Source organism: Nostoc sp. FACHB-190 (assembly GCF_014696905.1).
GTDB lineage: Bacteria > Cyanobacteriota > Cyanobacteriia > Cyanobacteriales > Nostocaceae > Nostoc_B.
Genome location: NZ_JACJQW010000046.1, coordinates 1 through 16,121 on the forward strand (window position 1 = coordinate 1; position 16,121 = coordinate 16,121).

16 protein-coding genes are annotated in these 16,121 nt (G+C 41.8%); 11 read left to right on the forward strand and 5 right to left on the reverse strand.

The features are described 5' to 3' along the window. Positions 1-110: 110 nt before the first annotated feature. The 6 genes from H6G28_RS30805 to H6G28_RS30830 all read left to right on the forward strand — a co-directional run bounded on the left by H6G28_RS30805 (position 111) and on the right by H6G28_RS30830 (position 4,818). Positions 111-1,304: a calcium-binding protein gene (locus tag H6G28_RS30805; protein ID WP_190676678.1), complete on the forward strand. Its 1,194-nt coding sequence runs from the start codon at positions 111-113 to the stop codon at positions 1,302-1,304. 386 nt (positions 1,305-1,690) lie between these two features. Next, positions 1,691-1,936 (forward strand): ChaB family protein, encoded by a 246-nt coding sequence (locus H6G28_RS30810; RefSeq protein WP_190589445.1) that lies wholly within the window; start codon positions 1,691-1,693, stop codon positions 1,934-1,936. Positions 1,937-2,106: 170 nt separating this feature from the next. Beyond that, on the forward strand, positions 2,107-3,306 hold the full coding sequence (locus H6G28_RS30815; RefSeq protein WP_190676709.1) for an NAD(P)/FAD-dependent oxidoreductase: 1,200 nt from the start codon (positions 2,107-2,109) through the stop codon (positions 3,304-3,306). A gap of 117 nt (positions 3,307-3,423) precedes the next feature. Then, positions 3,424-4,074 (forward strand): HAD-IA family hydrolase, encoded by a 651-nt coding sequence (locus H6G28_RS30820; protein WP_190589446.1) that lies wholly within the window; start codon positions 3,424-3,426, stop codon positions 4,072-4,074. A gap of 1 nt (position 4,075) precedes the next feature. After that, complete coding sequence (locus H6G28_RS30825; RefSeq protein WP_190589447.1) at positions 4,076-4,495, forward strand: XisH family protein; 420 nt, start codon at positions 4,076-4,078, stop codon at positions 4,493-4,495. Continuing rightward, a complete protein-coding gene (locus H6G28_RS30830; RefSeq protein ID WP_190589448.1) occupies positions 4,483-4,818 on the forward strand; it encodes a XisI protein in 336 nt (111 codons plus the stop codon). The genes H6G28_RS30825 and H6G28_RS30830 overlap by 13 nt, the downstream gene beginning before the upstream one ends. Before the next feature lie 256 nt (positions 4,819-5,074). Here the strand turns inward: H6G28_RS30830 and H6G28_RS30835 are convergent, their stop codons facing one another. Together H6G28_RS30835 and folK are read right to left on the reverse strand one after the other, a co-directional pair. Beyond that, positions 5,075-5,620 carry an NUDIX hydrolase gene (locus H6G28_RS30835; protein ID WP_190676680.1) on the reverse strand — a complete coding sequence of 182 codons (546 nt, stop codon included), beginning with the start codon at positions 5,618-5,620 and terminating at the stop codon, positions 5,075-5,077. 88 nt (positions 5,621-5,708) lie between these two features. Then, on the reverse strand, positions 5,709-6,242 hold the full coding sequence (folK, locus tag H6G28_RS30840; RefSeq protein WP_313950027.1) for a 2-amino-4-hydroxy-6-hydroxymethyldihydropteridine diphosphokinase: 534 nt from the start codon (positions 6,240-6,242) through the stop codon (positions 5,709-5,711). Between the two features lie 310 nt (positions 6,243-6,552). On the opposite strand from folK, the gene H6G28_RS30845 reads away from it, so the two are divergent. The 3 genes from H6G28_RS30845 to msrA all read left to right on the forward strand — a co-directional run bounded on the left by H6G28_RS30845 (position 6,553) and on the right by msrA (position 10,464). Beyond that, positions 6,553-8,937, forward strand: coding sequence for a transglycosylase domain-containing protein (locus H6G28_RS30845; RefSeq protein ID WP_190676712.1), 2,385 nt, complete (start codon positions 6,553-6,555; stop codon positions 8,935-8,937). 10 nt (positions 8,938-8,947) lie between these two features. After that, the gene (locus tag H6G28_RS30850; RefSeq protein WP_190676685.1) at positions 8,948-9,544 is read left to right on the forward strand and encodes a hypothetical protein; all 597 of its coding nucleotides are present in this window, start codon (positions 8,948-8,950) and stop codon (positions 9,542-9,544) included. 251 nt (positions 9,545-9,795) lie between these two features. Continuing rightward, positions 9,796-10,464 carry a peptide-methionine (S)-S-oxide reductase MsrA gene (msrA, locus tag H6G28_RS30855; RefSeq protein ID WP_190589453.1) on the forward strand — a complete coding sequence of 223 codons (669 nt, stop codon included), beginning with the start codon at positions 9,796-9,798 and terminating at the stop codon, positions 10,462-10,464. Between the two features lie 196 nt (positions 10,465-10,660). On the opposite strand, the gene H6G28_RS30860 is transcribed toward msrA, so the two are convergent. The 3 genes from H6G28_RS30860 to H6G28_RS30870 all read right to left on the reverse strand — a co-directional run bounded on the left by H6G28_RS30860 (position 10,661) and on the right by H6G28_RS30870 (position 11,979). Beyond that, entirely contained in the window at positions 10,661-10,843 is a 183-nt protein-coding gene (locus tag H6G28_RS30860; RefSeq protein WP_190676687.1) for a hypothetical protein, read from the reverse strand. A gap of 83 nt (positions 10,844-10,926) precedes the next feature. Next, positions 10,927-11,166 (reverse strand): hypothetical protein, encoded by a 240-nt coding sequence (locus H6G28_RS30865; RefSeq protein ID WP_242049260.1) that lies wholly within the window; start codon positions 11,164-11,166, stop codon positions 10,927-10,929. Between the two features lie 411 nt (positions 11,167-11,577). Beyond that, a complete protein-coding gene (locus H6G28_RS30870) occupies positions 11,578-11,979 on the reverse strand; it encodes a hypothetical protein (protein WP_190589456.1) in 402 nt (133 codons plus the stop codon). Positions 11,980-12,444: 465 nt separating this feature from the next. Between H6G28_RS30870 and H6G28_RS37120 the strand changes: the two genes are divergently transcribed. After that, positions 12,445-13,866 (forward strand): NB-ARC domain-containing protein, encoded by a 1,422-nt coding sequence (locus tag H6G28_RS37120; protein ID WP_242054688.1) that lies wholly within the window; start codon positions 12,445-12,447, stop codon positions 13,864-13,866. Positions 13,867-14,000: 134 nt separating this feature from the next. After that, the gene (locus H6G28_RS37125) at positions 14,001-16,100 is read left to right on the forward strand and encodes a WD40 repeat domain-containing protein (RefSeq protein WP_242054689.1); all 2,100 of its coding nucleotides are present in this window, start codon (positions 14,001-14,003) and stop codon (positions 16,098-16,100) included. Positions 16,101-16,121: the final 21 nt, after the last annotated feature.

A 16,121-nucleotide genomic window follows, 5' to 3' on the forward strand; every position in this document is an offset into this window, starting at 1 on the left:
AGTTAATTGTCGCTCCTTTTCCTGATCTTCAACGAGGGTCTGACCAGTTTTTTTTCAACAATTCTCTCAAAGCCTCTTGACAAAAGACTTACAGCTTTAACTTGTCACCAATGATTATTAATCGCGGTGTAATTCAGAGTACTAACCCTAGCAATGGTACGGGTATTCTCTTAGTGGATGGTAGTGAAGTCACTGGCAGAATTGTCAATAATGGCATTATTAACGGTGGACGCGACGGCGTGAATTTTGCCAATGGCGGTCGAGTTAATGGTGTGCTATTCAATACTGGCATAATTACCAGTACTAGCCGGGCGGTGAATATTGGCGGTAATCAAGTCAGAGTAATTAATCAAGGCTTAATTACCACTACAGCCGACCCGCGCAATGGCACAATTTATGGTGATTTAACAGCGCGTAATATTTTTATTGAAAACCGCGCTAGTGGCGTAATTAGTGTTGGCGCAGGCTTAAATGGGGATGCGATTTCCTTAGAATTAGGTGCTGAGGTGAATGGTTCCATCATTAATCGCGGTGTAATTCAAGGTCGAGGCGTTGCTGATGGTTTACCAAATAATCAAACCAACCAAGCCGCAGCTATTAGGCTTTATTGGGTAGCAGAATCAGGTTCTCACACTTCTATATTTAATGGCAACATTGAAAACTCTGGCATTTTAACGGCGGAAAATGGGGCGGCTGTCCTGATTGAAAGATATACTCAACTCAATGGTGCAATTATTAACAGTGGTGTTATTGATGGTGGTTTAACTGATGATGGACAATTAGCGATCGCAGCTAGTCAAGCTGTAGGTACTGTTAAAGTCCGTAACAGTGGCATAATTAATGGAGACATTCTGCTAAGTGCCAATAACGATACATACAACGGTCAAGGCGGTGTAGTTAATGGCACTATTTATGGTGGTGATGGCGATGATAGCTTGATTGGTGGTAATCAGAGAGATATCTTTGTCGGTGGAGCCGGTAACGATAGTTTATATGGTAATGGTGGCAATGATATTTTAGATGGTGGCGCTGGTAGTGACATCCTGCGGGGTGGTGGTAGTTCCGATATCTTCCGCTTTGGTGGTGAGATTTTCCAAGACGGCTTGCAGGATTTAGATACGATTGTGGACTTTCAAGCCGGTGACAGCTTTGATTTTAGCCAGTATTTTCAGATTGGTGCTTCTGTCAGCTTTATTCGCAATCAACAAGACTTACTTGTTAATCTCAGTAACGAAGATTTCATCATTGTTCGCGGAAATATCAACGCCGCGCAACAACAACTTACAGCATTGTTAGCACCATAAGTTACAGCAGATTTGATGTTTATGAGGTACAGCAACTGATTAAAAAAGTAATGAGTAATGAGTCAGAAATTTACTTATTACTCATTACTTACAGCATTTTTCTGTTGATTGCAGTACAAGTTGATAGGGGCTAGAGGCTAGAGGAATGTACTTTATTGAGATAAAAAACGCTGTATTACTCACTACTCATTACTTATTACTCATAGTGTACCTCACTGACTTAAAACGTGCTGTAGAGCAAAATTGTCAGGCGATCGCTTGTTGATGGCAAATAAATATTTCTGTTGACCTATTGATATTTATTACCCATTTCTACTGAAAGTCAGAGGAAGTTGTATGGCTAGATTTTCTAGGATTAACCCAGGTCAAAATACTGGAGTTAGTTTATGCCTTATAACAAAATAGAAGAATTACCTCAAGATATTCAAGACAAACTTCCTCAACATGCTCAACAAATTTTCTGTGCTGCTTTCAACGCCTCTCAACATGATGGGTTAAGTGAAGCAGGTGCTACTGATGTTGCTTGGAATAGTGTACGAAACGAATACGAACAAAGTCAAAATGGCGAATGGCACAGAAAAGCTGAAGATACCGCCATACACAATAAATCCGTGACTTCTGGTGGTAATTAACTCAGAAGAAGGGGTGTAGGGGTATGGGGGTATAGGGGTGTATGTATCTAAAACCCTTACACCCTTTCACTTTTTCACCCAATCTCCAAAGGAAATCTTTGTGAGTCAGTCCTAAAATCATTACACTGAGAGGTAGATGCCCGACGGGGATTAACCATCCTATACAAATGATGACTCAACAAACTCAGAGAATTTTAATCCTTGGTGGAGGCTTTGGTGGTCTCTACACTGCGTTGCGCTTAAGCCAGTTACCTTGGGAATCGCAGCAAAAACCCGAAATTGTACTGGTAGACCAAAGCGATCGCTTTCTATTTTCCCCCTTACTCTACGAATTGCTTACAGGTGAATTGCAAACTTGGGAAATTGCGCCTCCCTTTGCCGAACTTCTCCAAGGTACAGGTGTACGTTTTTACCAAGCAGTAGTCGCAGGCATTGACACCGACCAGCAACGGGTACAATTACAAGACGGGCCAGAAATTCACTACGATCGCTTAGTGCTGGCTTTAGGCGGAGAAACACCACTTGATATGGTTCCCGGCGCTACATCCTACGCCTTACCTTTCCGTACTATCAATGATGCTTACCGCCTAGAACAACGGCTGCAAGTTTTAGCAGAATCCGAGGCTGATAAAATCCGCATTGCCATTGTGGGTGCTGGTTATAGTGGTGTGGAATTAGCTTGTAAACTAGCCGACAGACTAGGCGAAAAAGCACGTTTGCGGTTAATTGAAATCAGCGACCAAATTTTACGCACCTCCCCAGAGTTTAACCGCGAAACCGCCAAGAAAGCTTTAGAAGCCAGGGGTGTATTTATTGATTTAGAAACCAAAGTGGAATCAATTGGTGCAGATACCATTTCACTGGAATATAAAAATCAAATTGATACGATTCCTGTAGATTTAGTGATTTGGACTGTAGGTACACAAGTCACGCCTGTGGTGAAAAACTTACCTTTTAAACAAAACCAACGTCATCAAATTACGACCACACCAACCCTACAAGTAGTTGACCACCCAGAAATTTTCGCCTTGGGAGATTTAGCCGACTGTCGAGATGCGGAAGATCAACAAATTCCCGCCACAGCCCAAGCAGCTTTTCAACAAGCTGATTATACCGCGTGGAATATCTGGGCTTCTTTGAGCGATCGCCCTTTGTTACCCTTCCGTTATCAAAAACTTGGCGAAATGCTGGCCCTGGGTACAGATAACGCCACTCTCACGGGTTTAGGCGTGAAACTCGACGGTTCTTTAGGCTATGTGGCGCGTCGTCTTGCCTATTTGTATCGAATGCCGACTTTAGAACATCAACTCAAAGTTGGCTTTAACTGGCTAGTCCGTCCTATTATAGAGACAATTTCCCAATCAATTTAATCTCGTATTATTTTGGGTTGGGAATTGTTTTGAGTATTTGGGTTCTATCAATCCATCTGTCCTTGTCTTGGTTCACATTAGTATCACGTTCAAAATACATTCATTACAAACAGTTTGATGGAACGACCGAAAGTTATTTTTCTAGATGCTGTCGGCACAATATTTGGTGTCAAAGGCAGTGTAGGCGAAGTATATAGTCAGATAGCCAAAGAATTTGGTGTGGAAGTTTCTGCGCCCAGATTAAATCAAGCATTTATCCAAAGTTTTAAAGCTGCACCACCACCGATATTTTTAGATGCAGAACCAGCCGATGTACCTCAACGCGAGTTTGACTGGTGGCGAGTAATTGCCCTCAATACCTTTGAGACGGCTGGTGTACTCCAGCAATTTTCTGACTTTTCGGCTTTTTTTAGCGAACTTTATATTCATTTCGGCACGGCTGAACCTTGGTTTATCTATGCTGATGTCGTGCCATCTTTAATGAACTGGCGACGTTTGGGAATTGAACTAGGGATTATTTCTAACTTTGATTCTCGAATTTATTCTGTGTTGCAAAGTCTGGGAATTAGTGACTACTTTACCTCAGTGACAATTTCCACTCAAGCATGTGCAGCTAAACCCGATCCCCAAATTTTTGCCGTTGCTTTAGAAAAACATGATTGTGCGCCGTCAGCAGCATGGCATATTGGCGACAGCATTGTGGAAGATTATCAAGGGGCGAAGGCTGTTGGGATGCGCGGGATTTGGATAAATCGGGATAAAAAATAGAATGTCTGCTAGAGACAAATTTCATTATGCTGTTAAACAGGGACTAGAAAAAGAGGGATGGGTAATTACTCATGACCCATTAAGGATTGAATTTGGTGAAGAGGATAAAATTTCCATCGATTTGGGAGCAGAGAAACTTATAGCCGCAGAAAAATATGAACAAAAAATAGCAGTAGAAGTTAAAAGTTTTCTCAGTGATTCAGCTATTTTTGATTTTCATCTAGCTTTAGGGCAATTTTTGAATTATCGTCTGGTTTTAGAAGAAACTGAACCAGAACGTCTGCTATATTTAGCTGTCCCGCTTGAGGCTTATGAATCATTTTTTTATCGAGATTTGCCCCAAGCTTCTATTAGGAGATATCAAATTAAGTTAATCATTTATGACTCAAGAAATGAGGTAATTATCAAATGGATAAATTAACGAGATATCGCAAATATATTCAGCAAGTATTAACTGAAGAATCTCACGGAAAAGTTTTAGGGGGAGAAATTGAATCAGAAACAGTTTTTGATTTAGTCAATGACCGTTACTTATTAATTGATTTGGGTTGGAACGAACATCGCCGGATTTATAACTGTGTACTTCATTTAGAAATTAGAGAAGAAAAAATTTGGATTCAACGCAATCAAACAGACACAATCATTGCTGATATATTAATAGCTAAAGGAGTTGCAAAAAACGATATTGTTCTGGGACTGCAACCTCCATATATGAGAGAATATAGTGGATTTGGAATTAGTTAATCTCCAGAAAAATAAGGGTAAAAGGGTATTAAGACCAAAAACTAATTGTGGCGTAGCTTGAGTTGAGTAACGTAGATGCGTTCCGCGCGGCTTCTCGAAGACTAACCCACCATCCAAGCAAACTTTGTTGGGTTTCGCTATCGCTTCCCCCAACCTACTTTTCTGCTTAACTTATGGTAATAAATCTTAAAGCAAAAGCGATCGCTCTCAGTCTGGTAGAATCAGGGAGCGATCGCTTTTGATTATCCAACAACAACTACAAAAAAGGACGCGCTAAGAAAAAGCTGGCGATTGATTTTGCATCGACTGGTTCGCCTTGTAAAATTGCGGCTTCCAGTTCCTCTGGTGTCATCAGGACTGTTTCAATGTCTTCATCTTCGTCTTGGGTAGGCGGCTTTTCTAGCTTTTCTAAATCTTGGGCGAGAAAAGCATAAATAATTTCATCGGAATATCCCGGTGCAAGGAAAAATTCACCGAGTTTGCGCCATGTTTGGGCGCTATAGCCTGTTTCTTCTTCAATTTCCCGTTTGACTGTGGCTTGGGGATCTTCGTTATATTCTAAAGTGCCGGCGGGAAATTCTAAGATTCTGCCTTGAACGGCGAAGCGATACTGACGCACAAGCACCAGTTTTCCTTCATTGGTGACAGGTACAGCCAACGCCCCGCCGGGGTGACGAATGCACTCCCATTCTCCTTCTGATTTGTTGGGTAAACGCAAACGATTCACTTCAAAATCAAATTTGCGTCCTTTGTGAAATAGGCGCTGCTTTAATAACTGTGGTAATTCTCTACCTAATGGCATAGTGATGTTTTTATCTTTTCAAAATCAACGAACAAACTGTGTCTGTCGTTTGTGGGATCAGGATTTTGCTTGTTTATGGGTAGTGACTTTAATTGCTCTTCAGTAAATGTACATCAGAACAGTCTACATCTTTTACCAACTGTTTGATCGTGTATCCGGAAACTGGCTCAATCCAGTCCGGTGCAATTTCGGCTAAGGGAACTAAAACAAATGCTCGTTCTCGCATTCGCGGATGGGGGATTTGCAAATTTGGCGTGTCTAGAATTACCTGATCATACAACAACAAGTCTAAATCGAGCGATCGCGGACCCCAACGTTCTTGCCTAACTCTTCCAAATTGCTGTTCTATGGCTAACAAGGTTTCTAGTAATCCCTGCGGTGAGATGTTTACTTGCATGATAATACAGCCATTAATATAATCTGGCTGCGGCGGCCCTACTGCTTTGGTTTTATACCAACTGGATGTTGCTGTTAATTGCATGTTTGGTACTGCACTTAACTTGGCGATCACATCTGTTAATATTTGCCAAGAATCCCCTAGATTACTTCCCAGTGCTACCGCTATCCGTACACCTTCCTTACTACTAAGAAATTCTCGCCCACTATCATCAGGATGATTTATTCTTTTTTGCTCCCCGTTGAGACCGGATACTTTTAACAATTTTTCTTTGAAGAATTAAATAAAATTACGGCTTGAATCTTGACAAAATTCTACTATTAAACACCAGAATAATATTTTATGTAGCAATGAATTCAGTTAATTATTTATAGGATAATATACTAACACGAACACAGTTAATTAAACCCTAAAATCTCTTTTAGGCGGTTAACCTGTGTTTACTTGGAGCAAGGAACTAACGTGGGGAATCTCACCTCCTGGTTCAAGCAACAACCAACAAAGTTTGAGTGACTCTGACAAGGAGGAACCGCGATTGTCGCCTGGGAATCAATATAAAAATGAAGAATCCACCGACGAGAGCTTAAGCCCAACCAAGGTGGGAAAAGCCAGCCAAGTATTTGGCCGGGTGGCTCATGTTTCCTCTGGAATAGTCAAGATATTCACCAGTAGGGAAAAGCCATTTTATCGTCGTTTCTGGTTTTGGGCAGTACTCACTGTCGGTAGTGGCGTGGTTGGTACGAAATATATCGTCACCTCCATCGATAAAACTCTGCCGGATAAATCAGAATTACAAGCTGTGGTTCGGGAACAAACCTTAACCATCAAAGCTGCTGATGGAGAAATTCTCCAACAGCAAGGAGAAGCTACCAGAGAACAACTTAAAATCACACAAATTCCTGATACTTTAAAAAAAGCCTTTATTGCCTCAGAAGACCGCAGATTTACAGAACACAATGGTATTGATCCCCAAGGGATTGCCAGAGCAGGTTTAAATAACTTGCGATCGCAAAATGTCGTCGAAGGTGGTAGCACCATTACCCAACAATTAGCCCGGATTTTATTCTTAAAACAAGAAAAAACCATCTGGCGCAAACTCAAAGAAGTTCGTCTCGCCCAGAAACTTGAAAAAGAATTTACTAAAGACCAAATTTTAGAACGTTATTTGAATTTGGTTTACTTAGGTTCCGGTGCCTATGGTGTAGCTGATGCCGCTTGGGTATACTTCAGCAAACCAGTAGACCAACTAACTTTAGCCGAAGCAGCCACCATTGCTGGTTTAGCCCCTGCACCGAGTTTATATTCGCCAGCCCAAAATCCAGAAGCCGCGAAACAAAGACGCAATCTGGTATTACAACGGATGCGGGAAGATGGAATTATTACCGCCGCCGAAAGTCAAGCAGCTGCTCAAGAACCCTTAGTGGTCAAAACCAGCTTACCCAAACGGTTACAAGTAGAGTCACCATATTTTACAAGTTACGTCCAGCAAGAATTACCCAAATATGTTCCCGCAGACGTGCTGGCGGCTGGAGGGTTAACAGTAGAAACCACCTTAGAACTGAAATGGCAACAAGCCGCCGAAGCCGCAGTTACAAAAGTATTACAAAATCAAGGGCGCTGGGAAAACTTTAAGCAAGCCGCTTTAGTCGCTATTGAACCCCGCAGTGGTGAAATTAAAGCAATGGTGGGCGGTAAAGACTTTAGCACAAACCAATTTAATCGCGTTACCCAAGCCAAACGTCAACCAGGCTCAACCTTTAAGGGATTTGTCTACGCTGCGGCGATCGCGACTGGCAAAAGCCCTTACGATACTTATTTAGATGCACCCTTTGTCGTCGATGGTTACGAACCCAAAAACTATGGCGAAAAATTCCGGGGCATGATGAATATGAGAGATGCACTCACGCGTTCCGTGAACATAGTTGCATTGAAAGTTTTACTAGATGTCGGATTTGAGCCAACAATTAAACTAGCCCACGATATGGGCATTAAATCAAAACTGAATCGTCATTATTCTCTCGCTCTCGGTTCTAATGAAGTCAACCTTTTAGAATTAACCAGCGCCTACGGCAGCTTTGCCACCCAAGGCTTACACGTAGAACCCCACGGTATTCGGCGCATTCTGAACCGCCAAGGTCAAGTTATCTGGTCAGCCGATTTTAAATCACAACGGGCTTTAGATGCTGATAGTGCCGCCATCATGACTTGGATGTTGCGTAACGTGGTTGTCGAAGGTACAGGTGCAGCAGCCCAACTCGATAATCGGCCTGTAGCTGGGAAAACTGGCACTTCCGACGAAGCTAGAGATTTGTGGTTTATTGGCTACATCCCGCAAGTTGTGGCAGGCGTTTGGCTAGGTAACGATAATAACCGCCCTACTTATGGCGCTAGTGGTAGTGCAGCTTACACCTGGCACGAATTTATGGAAAAAGTGACAGAGGGAATGCCCGTCGAAAAATTCCCCGAAAGACCGAAATTAGAAGGTCGCAAAGGCACAATTAAAGCCGAACCAGTTAAATCGAAAAAATTCCGCAACAGTTCCAGTGACAATAATGAGGAGGTAAGTTCCAGCGACTCTGATGATAGCAGTTCATCTCGCAGACGACGCAGAAATAGTTACCAGCAGCAAGAAGATAATTCAGAAACACCCAGAAGACGGCGGCGATATCAAGCTCAAGAAGATAGCAGTGACACACCCAGAAGACAGCGACGCTCTCGTACAGGCGAAAATGAATCTAGCGCCACAGCCACAGAACCATCTCGTTCTCGCCGCAATTCCAGGCAAACAGGATCAGACTCGGCCGCACCGCGTAATTCTCAACCTGCTTCCACTGGTAATAATTCTGGTTCTTCAGGTTCTGGTGGAACATCAACACCCAGTTGGCGCGATAGACTAAGACCAAAGTCTTCTTCACAATAGTCAACTGTTCATGACTGCTGAATTACCATCAATTACGGCATCAGAGTTTGTCGCCACGTTAGCACAAGCTGGTCAAAATAGCGATCGCCCATCAGCTAAAGTAGTGGTTGATGCTTTATTACAAGCTGAAAAAACCGCCAAACAGCAACGCATTAGCTATAATTTTGATTCTCTTGTCGGAACATGGCGACTTTGCTTTGCCACCGGCACACGTAAAGTGAGACAGCGTGGTGGCATTATTTTAGGCAAAGGTTTTTATTGGCCTAGATTTACGCCAACTTATATTTCCTTTAGTCAAATAACACCAACCACAGGTGAAATTAGCAATCAGGTAAAACTAGGGTCTGCGTTGTTAAAACTCACAGGCCCAGTTAAATATTTAGGCAAAAAAAACCTTTTAGCATTTGATTTTACTCATATCCAAATTGGTTTATTTGGTCGTGTTGTCTATAACAAACCTCTAGGTAAAAACAAATCACAAACAATAGATTTTGACAACCAACCCATAGCTAAATTGCCATTTTTTGCCTTCTTTTTAGTCACAGATAATTTGATCGCTGCCCGTGGTCGCGGAGGCGGATTAGCATTGTGGGTTAAAGAACAATGAGTTGATAATTCTCAACCTACCCTCTTGCCTACACAGCGATAGGATATTTTTTAATTTAGAAGTAAGCTAATCAGCATTTAAGCTGCACTATTGAAATTGTACATAAATGACTTAAACTCTCTCCTCTGCTCCCCTGCGGTCTAAACTGCAAACTAAGTGCTTAATAGCTTACCTCACTCCGTAGCGATCGCCAGAATCGTTAGAATATTAACTACACTGAGAATGTATAGCAAACCTTAGAGTTAGAAACTATGGTACTGTTTGGATTTGGTAAAAAAAAGCTAAGTCTTCCCACTGCCGAAGAAGCTTTGCCAGGACGGTCAAAGGTAATGCCTGTACCTGCTCATCACTATGTAAATAACAATCCCCTCAAACCACCTTTCCCCGCAGGTATGGAAACGGCATTATTTGGTTTAGGCTGTTTTTGGGGTGCAGAACGTAAATTCTGGCAACTACCAGGCGTTTATACCACTGCTGTTGGTTATGCAGCCGGAATTACACCCAACCCCACTTACGAAGAAGTATGTACAGGTATGACTGGTCACAATGAAGTCGTCTTCGTTGTATTTGACCCCCAAGTTATTAGTTACGCTCAACTTCTCAAAGTTTTTTGGGAAAGCCACAACCCCACCCAAGGAATGCGCCAAGGTAACGACGTTGGCACACAATACCGTTCCGGGATTTACGTCTATTCTGCAAGTCAAAAACAGCAAGCCGAAGCATCACGAGATGCTTATCAACAAGAACTAACCAAAGCGCGTTATGGCGAAATCACCACAGAAATTCTCGATGCACCAGAATTTTACTATGCTGAAGCTTATCATCAGCAATACCTCGCCAAAAATCCCAACGGCTATTGTGGTTTAGGTGGGACAAATGTTGCTTGTCCGGTAGGTGTGTTTCAGGCAGAAGTGAAGTAAGAGCAATCTTCCCTTAAGATACATTCTGCACCTAACCCCGACGAATGGAATGAGACTGTTGGCTAATTGATAGGTGGTCTAACCCATCGTTAATTGACCAGAAGGCTATAGTATGTATATTCATTCATTGCACCAAGCGACTGAAGTCATTTGGTGCAATGAATATAAATACCCTTTTCTAAACCCTACCTCAAGCTTACTGTTTTGGTCTGTCTTTGGACTTGTGAGAGCCAAAGCCATAAGCCATTGCAATTTTTACGATGTCAAAGTAAGCCGGATGATTCTCTTTATTGACAATTGCCAGAGATATGGAGCCTGCAACTAAGATGACTAAAATTGGTGAGAGTGTGTCACCTTTGAAGCCATTGTTATCGGACATAAATATGACCTCCGTAATGTGAAGCCTTTGGCTAAATGAAAACCAAGCCAAAGGCAATATGTAAAACAGCACCAGAATTGGAATTAACGCCAGGACTCGATGATCATGGCGATCGCAAATAAGCAAAACAACGAGGCTGCACCCCGGAAAAACCAAACTAAAACATCGAAAGATAGCAGGCTGTTGGCAATGGCGATCGCACCGAAAATATGAAACACTACAAAAGCGATCGCAAAACCAGCCAACGTCCATAGAAAAAACTTCAATCCTCTGGCAGTCAAGATTAAAAGTGGATTGTGGCGGTCTTGATGGTTAGTTTTCATAGTTTTATTCCTGTTTTCAGATGGGAGTTGAATGAGAGACCCTTGATCTTGTTTGTGATTGCTCATAGAATTTCCTTCCTGATAGAAAAACCTAAGCAAAAAGCCAGATACGTAATTTTGGTTACATATCTGGCTTGTAAACTTCTGATTTATCGAAGCCAATCTTCAGCAAAAGAGATATTTAGTTGTTTTGATCACCTCGCCAAGCTGCCAGTCTTCTAGACTTTGGGATAGCTGTGGCGATGAAGCAATACGGTTCGGTTAACAAATGTATCTGTTGAGGTGAGCAGGGGGGCGGAGGAGCTTCAGGTGCAGGGGAGAGCGTACCTTCGTTCCCCCTTTCACCCCTGCACCCTTGCTTGCCTACACAAGTAAGTTTCTTATCCGAACCGTATTGGGCGATGGAGGGGATTATTTTTGGTTGTGAGACTGCCTATAAGCTATCCATGCTTCGATGATTTCTTCGTACAGTGTATGGATGTCTTGTAGTTGCTTTTGATTCACATGGTGGCGGTGGTTTATATGACTCTTCAAGTTGACAAAAGTCTCGTGGTTAGCTTTTCTACTGGTAATCATTAACTCGCCATGTTGAGTTTCCGATAAGGTTTCGATGAGTAAAATGCTCATGTGAGAAAAGACAAGTGGCAACTCAACTTCACACCATTGTTTCGGCTTGAGAACAATTTCTGGGCTACCTCTTTCTTGAGGTTTGAATATAGAAGCGGTTTCTGGGGATGGTTCTCCTATTTTCAAGACAGTTTTGACAGAGTTGGAAGTTCTGATAAAGTCTGACAGTCGTGAGCAGCTGTTCATTTTTGTTGCCCCCTGATGTTGCCTGTTGAGTTGTTGTGACTTATCTGTATATCTCACATATACCTCTCTGTACATAAGATAATCACATCTCAATTAAAAAAGCAAGCTCTTAAAAAGAATTTTTCTTAAAGATTTTTTTGTGTCTGTAAACTTATGTATAAGTTTCGCATCTGCTATATCTCACGTAGATATAAAAAGCTATACTTGTAGTAGGTTTTTATACAACAAATCTTTATAAACGGCTCATTCGGTGAGAAAAAAATCAGCCATATTTTTATTTTTTAGGATAAAAATATAGTTGACATTGATAAAATCTGAAATAGGATAGCTATCAACCAGTAATACAATTGTGTATTTACTAGCGATTCTGTAGTGGTAGAGTCTTTTTTCGATTTAGCAGGCGTGCTATAAAAAAATGTTCTCACATACTGATAAGTTAAATATATTGTGTGGAGCTTAAATGAGATGACGAGCGCAGCAGATATGCCTCTGCTTCCTGATGATTTCATTACAAATGTTGCTATTAGACATAATGTAACGAAAACTGAGCTAGAGGCATTATTATTAGCATTAAACGACTTTTCTGGTGCGGAAATTGCGGAAAAGCTGAAGATTTCGCAACCCGCAGTCAGAAAAAGATTAGGAGAAAGTTACCGCAAATTAGGTATAGAAGGCAGTGGTAATAAGAAAATTTATAATTTGAAACAAAAGCTATATGCTCAGTATCAAGGTATTCCAGAAAACCTGACTTCATCAAAAGATGACTGGGGTGAAGCTGTTGATGTCGAAGGCTTTAAAGGTAGAGAAGAAGATGTTACAGATTTAAAGGAATGGATAGTTGGTAGCGATCAGGCTGTGCAGTGTCGGCTAGTAGCGGTTTTAGGTATAGGTGGAATTGGTAAGACGGCGATCGCCGCCAAAGTTGCCCAAGAAATCAAGTCAGAGTTTAAATATTTGATTTGGCGATCGCTCCGTAATGCACCACCCCTAGAAGAAATTCTCAACCAGCTTTTGCGATTTTTACCTAAAGATGCGGAAGAATACCTAAAACTCAATGAAAATAGTGAAAATAACAAAATTATTCGGGAAAATAACAAAATCCTGGCGCTGATTGATGTTTTGCGAAAACATCGATGCTTAGTCATTTTAGATAACGTCGAATCGGTGCTACGCAGTGGCGAAGGCAAAACACAAGAATGTGCTGGCGAATATGAACAGGGTTATGAAAACTATGGCTACTTTTTTAAAAAAGTTGCTGAAACCTCCCATGAGAGTTGTTTATTAATCACTAGTCGAGAAAAACCAAAAGAAGTCGCAGCTTTAGAAGGCAAGAATTTGCCAGTGAAAGTTTTGCAGTTATCTAGCTTGGATTTAGCAGAAGCTAGAGAAATTTTGCTAGATAAAGGCTGTAAAGACTTTACAGATGAGCAGTTAGCAGAATTAGTCACCAGATATTCTGGGAATCCCTTAGCTTTAAAGATAGTAGGAACCACAGTTTATGACTTATTTGGCAATAATGTAACAGAATTTTTAAGAGAAATTCGAGAAGCCAACGCTGTTTATGGAGATATTCGCACACTTTTAGACCAGCAATTTAACCGCTTGTCAGAACTAGAAAAACAAGTGATGTATCGGCTGGCAATTTATCGGGAATATGTATCCATAGCAGAACTGAAAAATGATTTAAGAGACACAGAAGCAGAGTTAAAAATCCTGGAAGTTATTGAATCATTATTAAGGCGATCGCTCATTGAAAAAGAAGCAAACGCCAGCAGATTTCGCCAGCAATCTGTAGTGATGGAATATGTCAGCGCCCGCTACATAGAACAGGTGACTCGTGACTTGAGTGAAAAAAAAAACCGGAGTTTATTAATGCCCACCCTTTAATTCAGGCGCGATCGCTAGATTATATCCGGCAAATACAAGAACGGCTGATACTAGAACCAGTCAAACAACAGCTAATCAAAGCTTTTGGTACAAAAACTGCACTCGAAGCCAATTTACGAAAATTACTGCGGACTTTGCAGCAAGATTCGTCCTTAAGCAAAGGTTACGCGGCTGGGAACTTAATCAATCTGCTGCGACAACTCCAGATAGATAAATCCCAGCCAGACTCTGAAATTGATTTAAGTGGGCGTGATTTTTCGGGTTTGACTATTTGGCAAGCTTATCTCCAAGATGTCAACTTAAAAGATACCAGCTTTGCCAATGCTGATTTAAATGGTTCGGTCTTCACAGAAACCCTTTCTAGTATTGTTTCTGTGAGATTTAGTCCTGATGGTAAATTTTTTGCCACAGGTTTAATCACCGGAGAAATTCGATTATGGCGGACTGCTGATACTAAACAAATTCGCATTTACAAAGGTCATAGCGCCTGGGTTTGGGCTTTTGCCTTTAGTCCAGATAGTAAAATTCTCGCCAGTGGAAGTGCTGACTACACAGTTAAACTCTGGGATGTGCAAACAGGCGAATGTCTCCACACATTCCAAGAACATACTAATAAAGTTTATTCCATAGGGTTTAGTCCCGATGGTTCTTTATTAGCCAGTGCAGGTGAAGACCAAACAATTAAAATTTGGGATATTGCGACCAGAGTTTGTCTGCAAACACTGACTGATCATGATGGTTGGGTGTGGTCTGTCACCTTCCAACCATCCCCAACTATTAAAAATACTTTGTTATTGGCTAGTGGTAGTGCCGATAGCAAAATCAAGCTGTGGGATGTCAAAACGGGTAAATGCTTAAAAACCTTGCAAGGTCATAGTCGTGATGTCTACTCTGTCGCTTTTAGTCCCGATGGGCGAATGTTAGCCAGTGGTAGTAGAGACCTCACCTTGAGATTGTGGGATGTAAATACAGGTAAATTTCGGCAAATGTTGGCGGGACATAGTAAAAAAGTTTATTCCGTGCGGTTTAGTCCCGATGGTCAAATTTTGGCTAGTGGTAGTGAAGATAGAACCATTAAACTCTGGGATATTGTCCGGGGTGAATGTTTGAAAACCTTGCAAGGTCATTATAGTCAGGTGTGGGCGATCGCATTTAGTCCTGATAACCGCACTTTAATCAGTTGTAGCGACGACCAAACAGCTAGACTTTGGGATGTAAATACAGGAGATTGCCTGAATGTATTGCAAGGCTATACCCGTGATGTCTATTCTGTAGCATTTAGCCCCGATAGCCAAATTCTCGCCAGTGGAAGAGATGACCACAATATTAGTCTGTGGAACTTACAAACATCAGAATGTCAGATTATCAGAGAACATCAAGGGCGGATTCGTTCAGTCGCCTTTCATCCCAATGGGCAAATCCTCGCCAGTGGTAGTGCAGATAACACCATCAAACTCTGGGACATTAAAGACATTCACCATAGCAGGTGTATACAAACCCTAATTGGTCATAGTAACTGGGTATGGTCAGTGGCTTTTAGTCCTGATGGGCAAACCCTAGCCAGTAGCAGCGAAGACCGCAGCATTCGCATCTGGGACATTTCTAGTGGTGAATGTGTGAGAAGAATCAAAGAACATAGCCATTGGGTGTGGACAGTAGCCTTTCATCCCCAAGGCAAGATTTTAGCCAGTGGTAGTGCAGATAGCGAAATTAAACTGTGGGATGTGGCAAATGGAGAATGTCTGCAAACATTTACCGAACATCAAGACATGATTTGGTCAGTGGCTTTTAGTCCTGATGGGCAGCTTTTAGCCAGTGGTAGCGAAGACCAAAGCGTGAAGTTATGGAATCTCAGCACAGGTCAATGTATTCAAACCTTGACAGGACATCAGCAACAAGTCTACTCCGTCGCCTTTAGTCCCGATGGGCAGATATTAGCCAGTGCTGGTGCTGATACCACTGTGATGTTGTGGCTAGTGAGTACAGGTGAGAACTTCGATATCTTCAAATTGGGACATACAGCCGCAATTCGTTCTTTAGCTTTTACCCCCGATGGCAAATTCTTGGCGAGTGGTGGTGAAGACGAAAAAATTCAACTGTGGGATGTGAAGACTGGTAGTAGAGTGCGATCGCTTAAACCAGACCGCATATACGAACGCATGGATATTAGCAACACCACAGGCTTGACCGATGCGGAAAAAGCTTCTTTAAAAATTTTGGGTGCTGTTGATTAAACTTCTCAGCTTTCCGGCTAT

Bases quoted from the DNA above. Each gene is read 5' to 3' on its own strand.
- H6G28_RS30805 (WP_190676678.1), top strand. From the start codon at position 111: ATGATTATTAATCGCGGTGTAATTCAGAGTACTAACCCTAGCAATGGT.
- H6G28_RS30810 (WP_190589445.1), top strand. From the start codon at position 1,691: ATGCCTTATAACAAAATAGAAGAATTACCTCAAGATATTCAAGACAAA.
- H6G28_RS30815 (WP_190676709.1), top strand. From the start codon at position 2,107: ATGACTCAACAAACTCAGAGAATTTTAATCCTTGGTGGAGGCTTTGGT.
- H6G28_RS30820 (WP_190589446.1), top strand. From the start codon at position 3,424: ATGGAACGACCGAAAGTTATTTTTCTAGATGCTGTCGGCACAATATTT.
- H6G28_RS30825 (WP_190589447.1), top strand. From the start codon at position 4,076: ATGTCTGCTAGAGACAAATTTCATTATGCTGTTAAACAGGGACTAGAA.
- H6G28_RS30830 (WP_190589448.1), top strand. From the start codon at position 4,483: ATGGATAAATTAACGAGATATCGCAAATATATTCAGCAAGTATTAACT.
- H6G28_RS30835 (WP_190676680.1), bottom strand. From the start codon at position 5,620: ATGCCATTAGGTAGAGAATTACCACAGTTATTAAAGCAGCGCCTATTT.
- H6G28_RS30850 (WP_190676685.1), top strand. From the start codon at position 8,948: ATGACTGCTGAATTACCATCAATTACGGCATCAGAGTTTGTCGCCACG.
- msrA (WP_190589453.1), top strand. From the start codon at position 9,796: ATGGTACTGTTTGGATTTGGTAAAAAAAAGCTAAGTCTTCCCACTGCC.
- H6G28_RS30860 (WP_190676687.1), bottom strand. From the start codon at position 10,843: ATGTCCGATAACAATGGCTTCAAAGGTGACACACTCTCACCAATTTTA.
- H6G28_RS30865 (WP_242049260.1), bottom strand. From the start codon at position 11,166: ATGAAAACTAACCATCAAGACCGCCACAATCCACTTTTAATCTTGACT.
- H6G28_RS30870 (WP_190589456.1), bottom strand. From the start codon at position 11,979: ATGAACAGCTGCTCACGACTGTCAGACTTTATCAGAACTTCCAACTCT.
- H6G28_RS37120 (WP_242054688.1), top strand. From the start codon at position 12,445: ATGACGAGCGCAGCAGATATGCCTCTGCTTCCTGATGATTTCATTACA.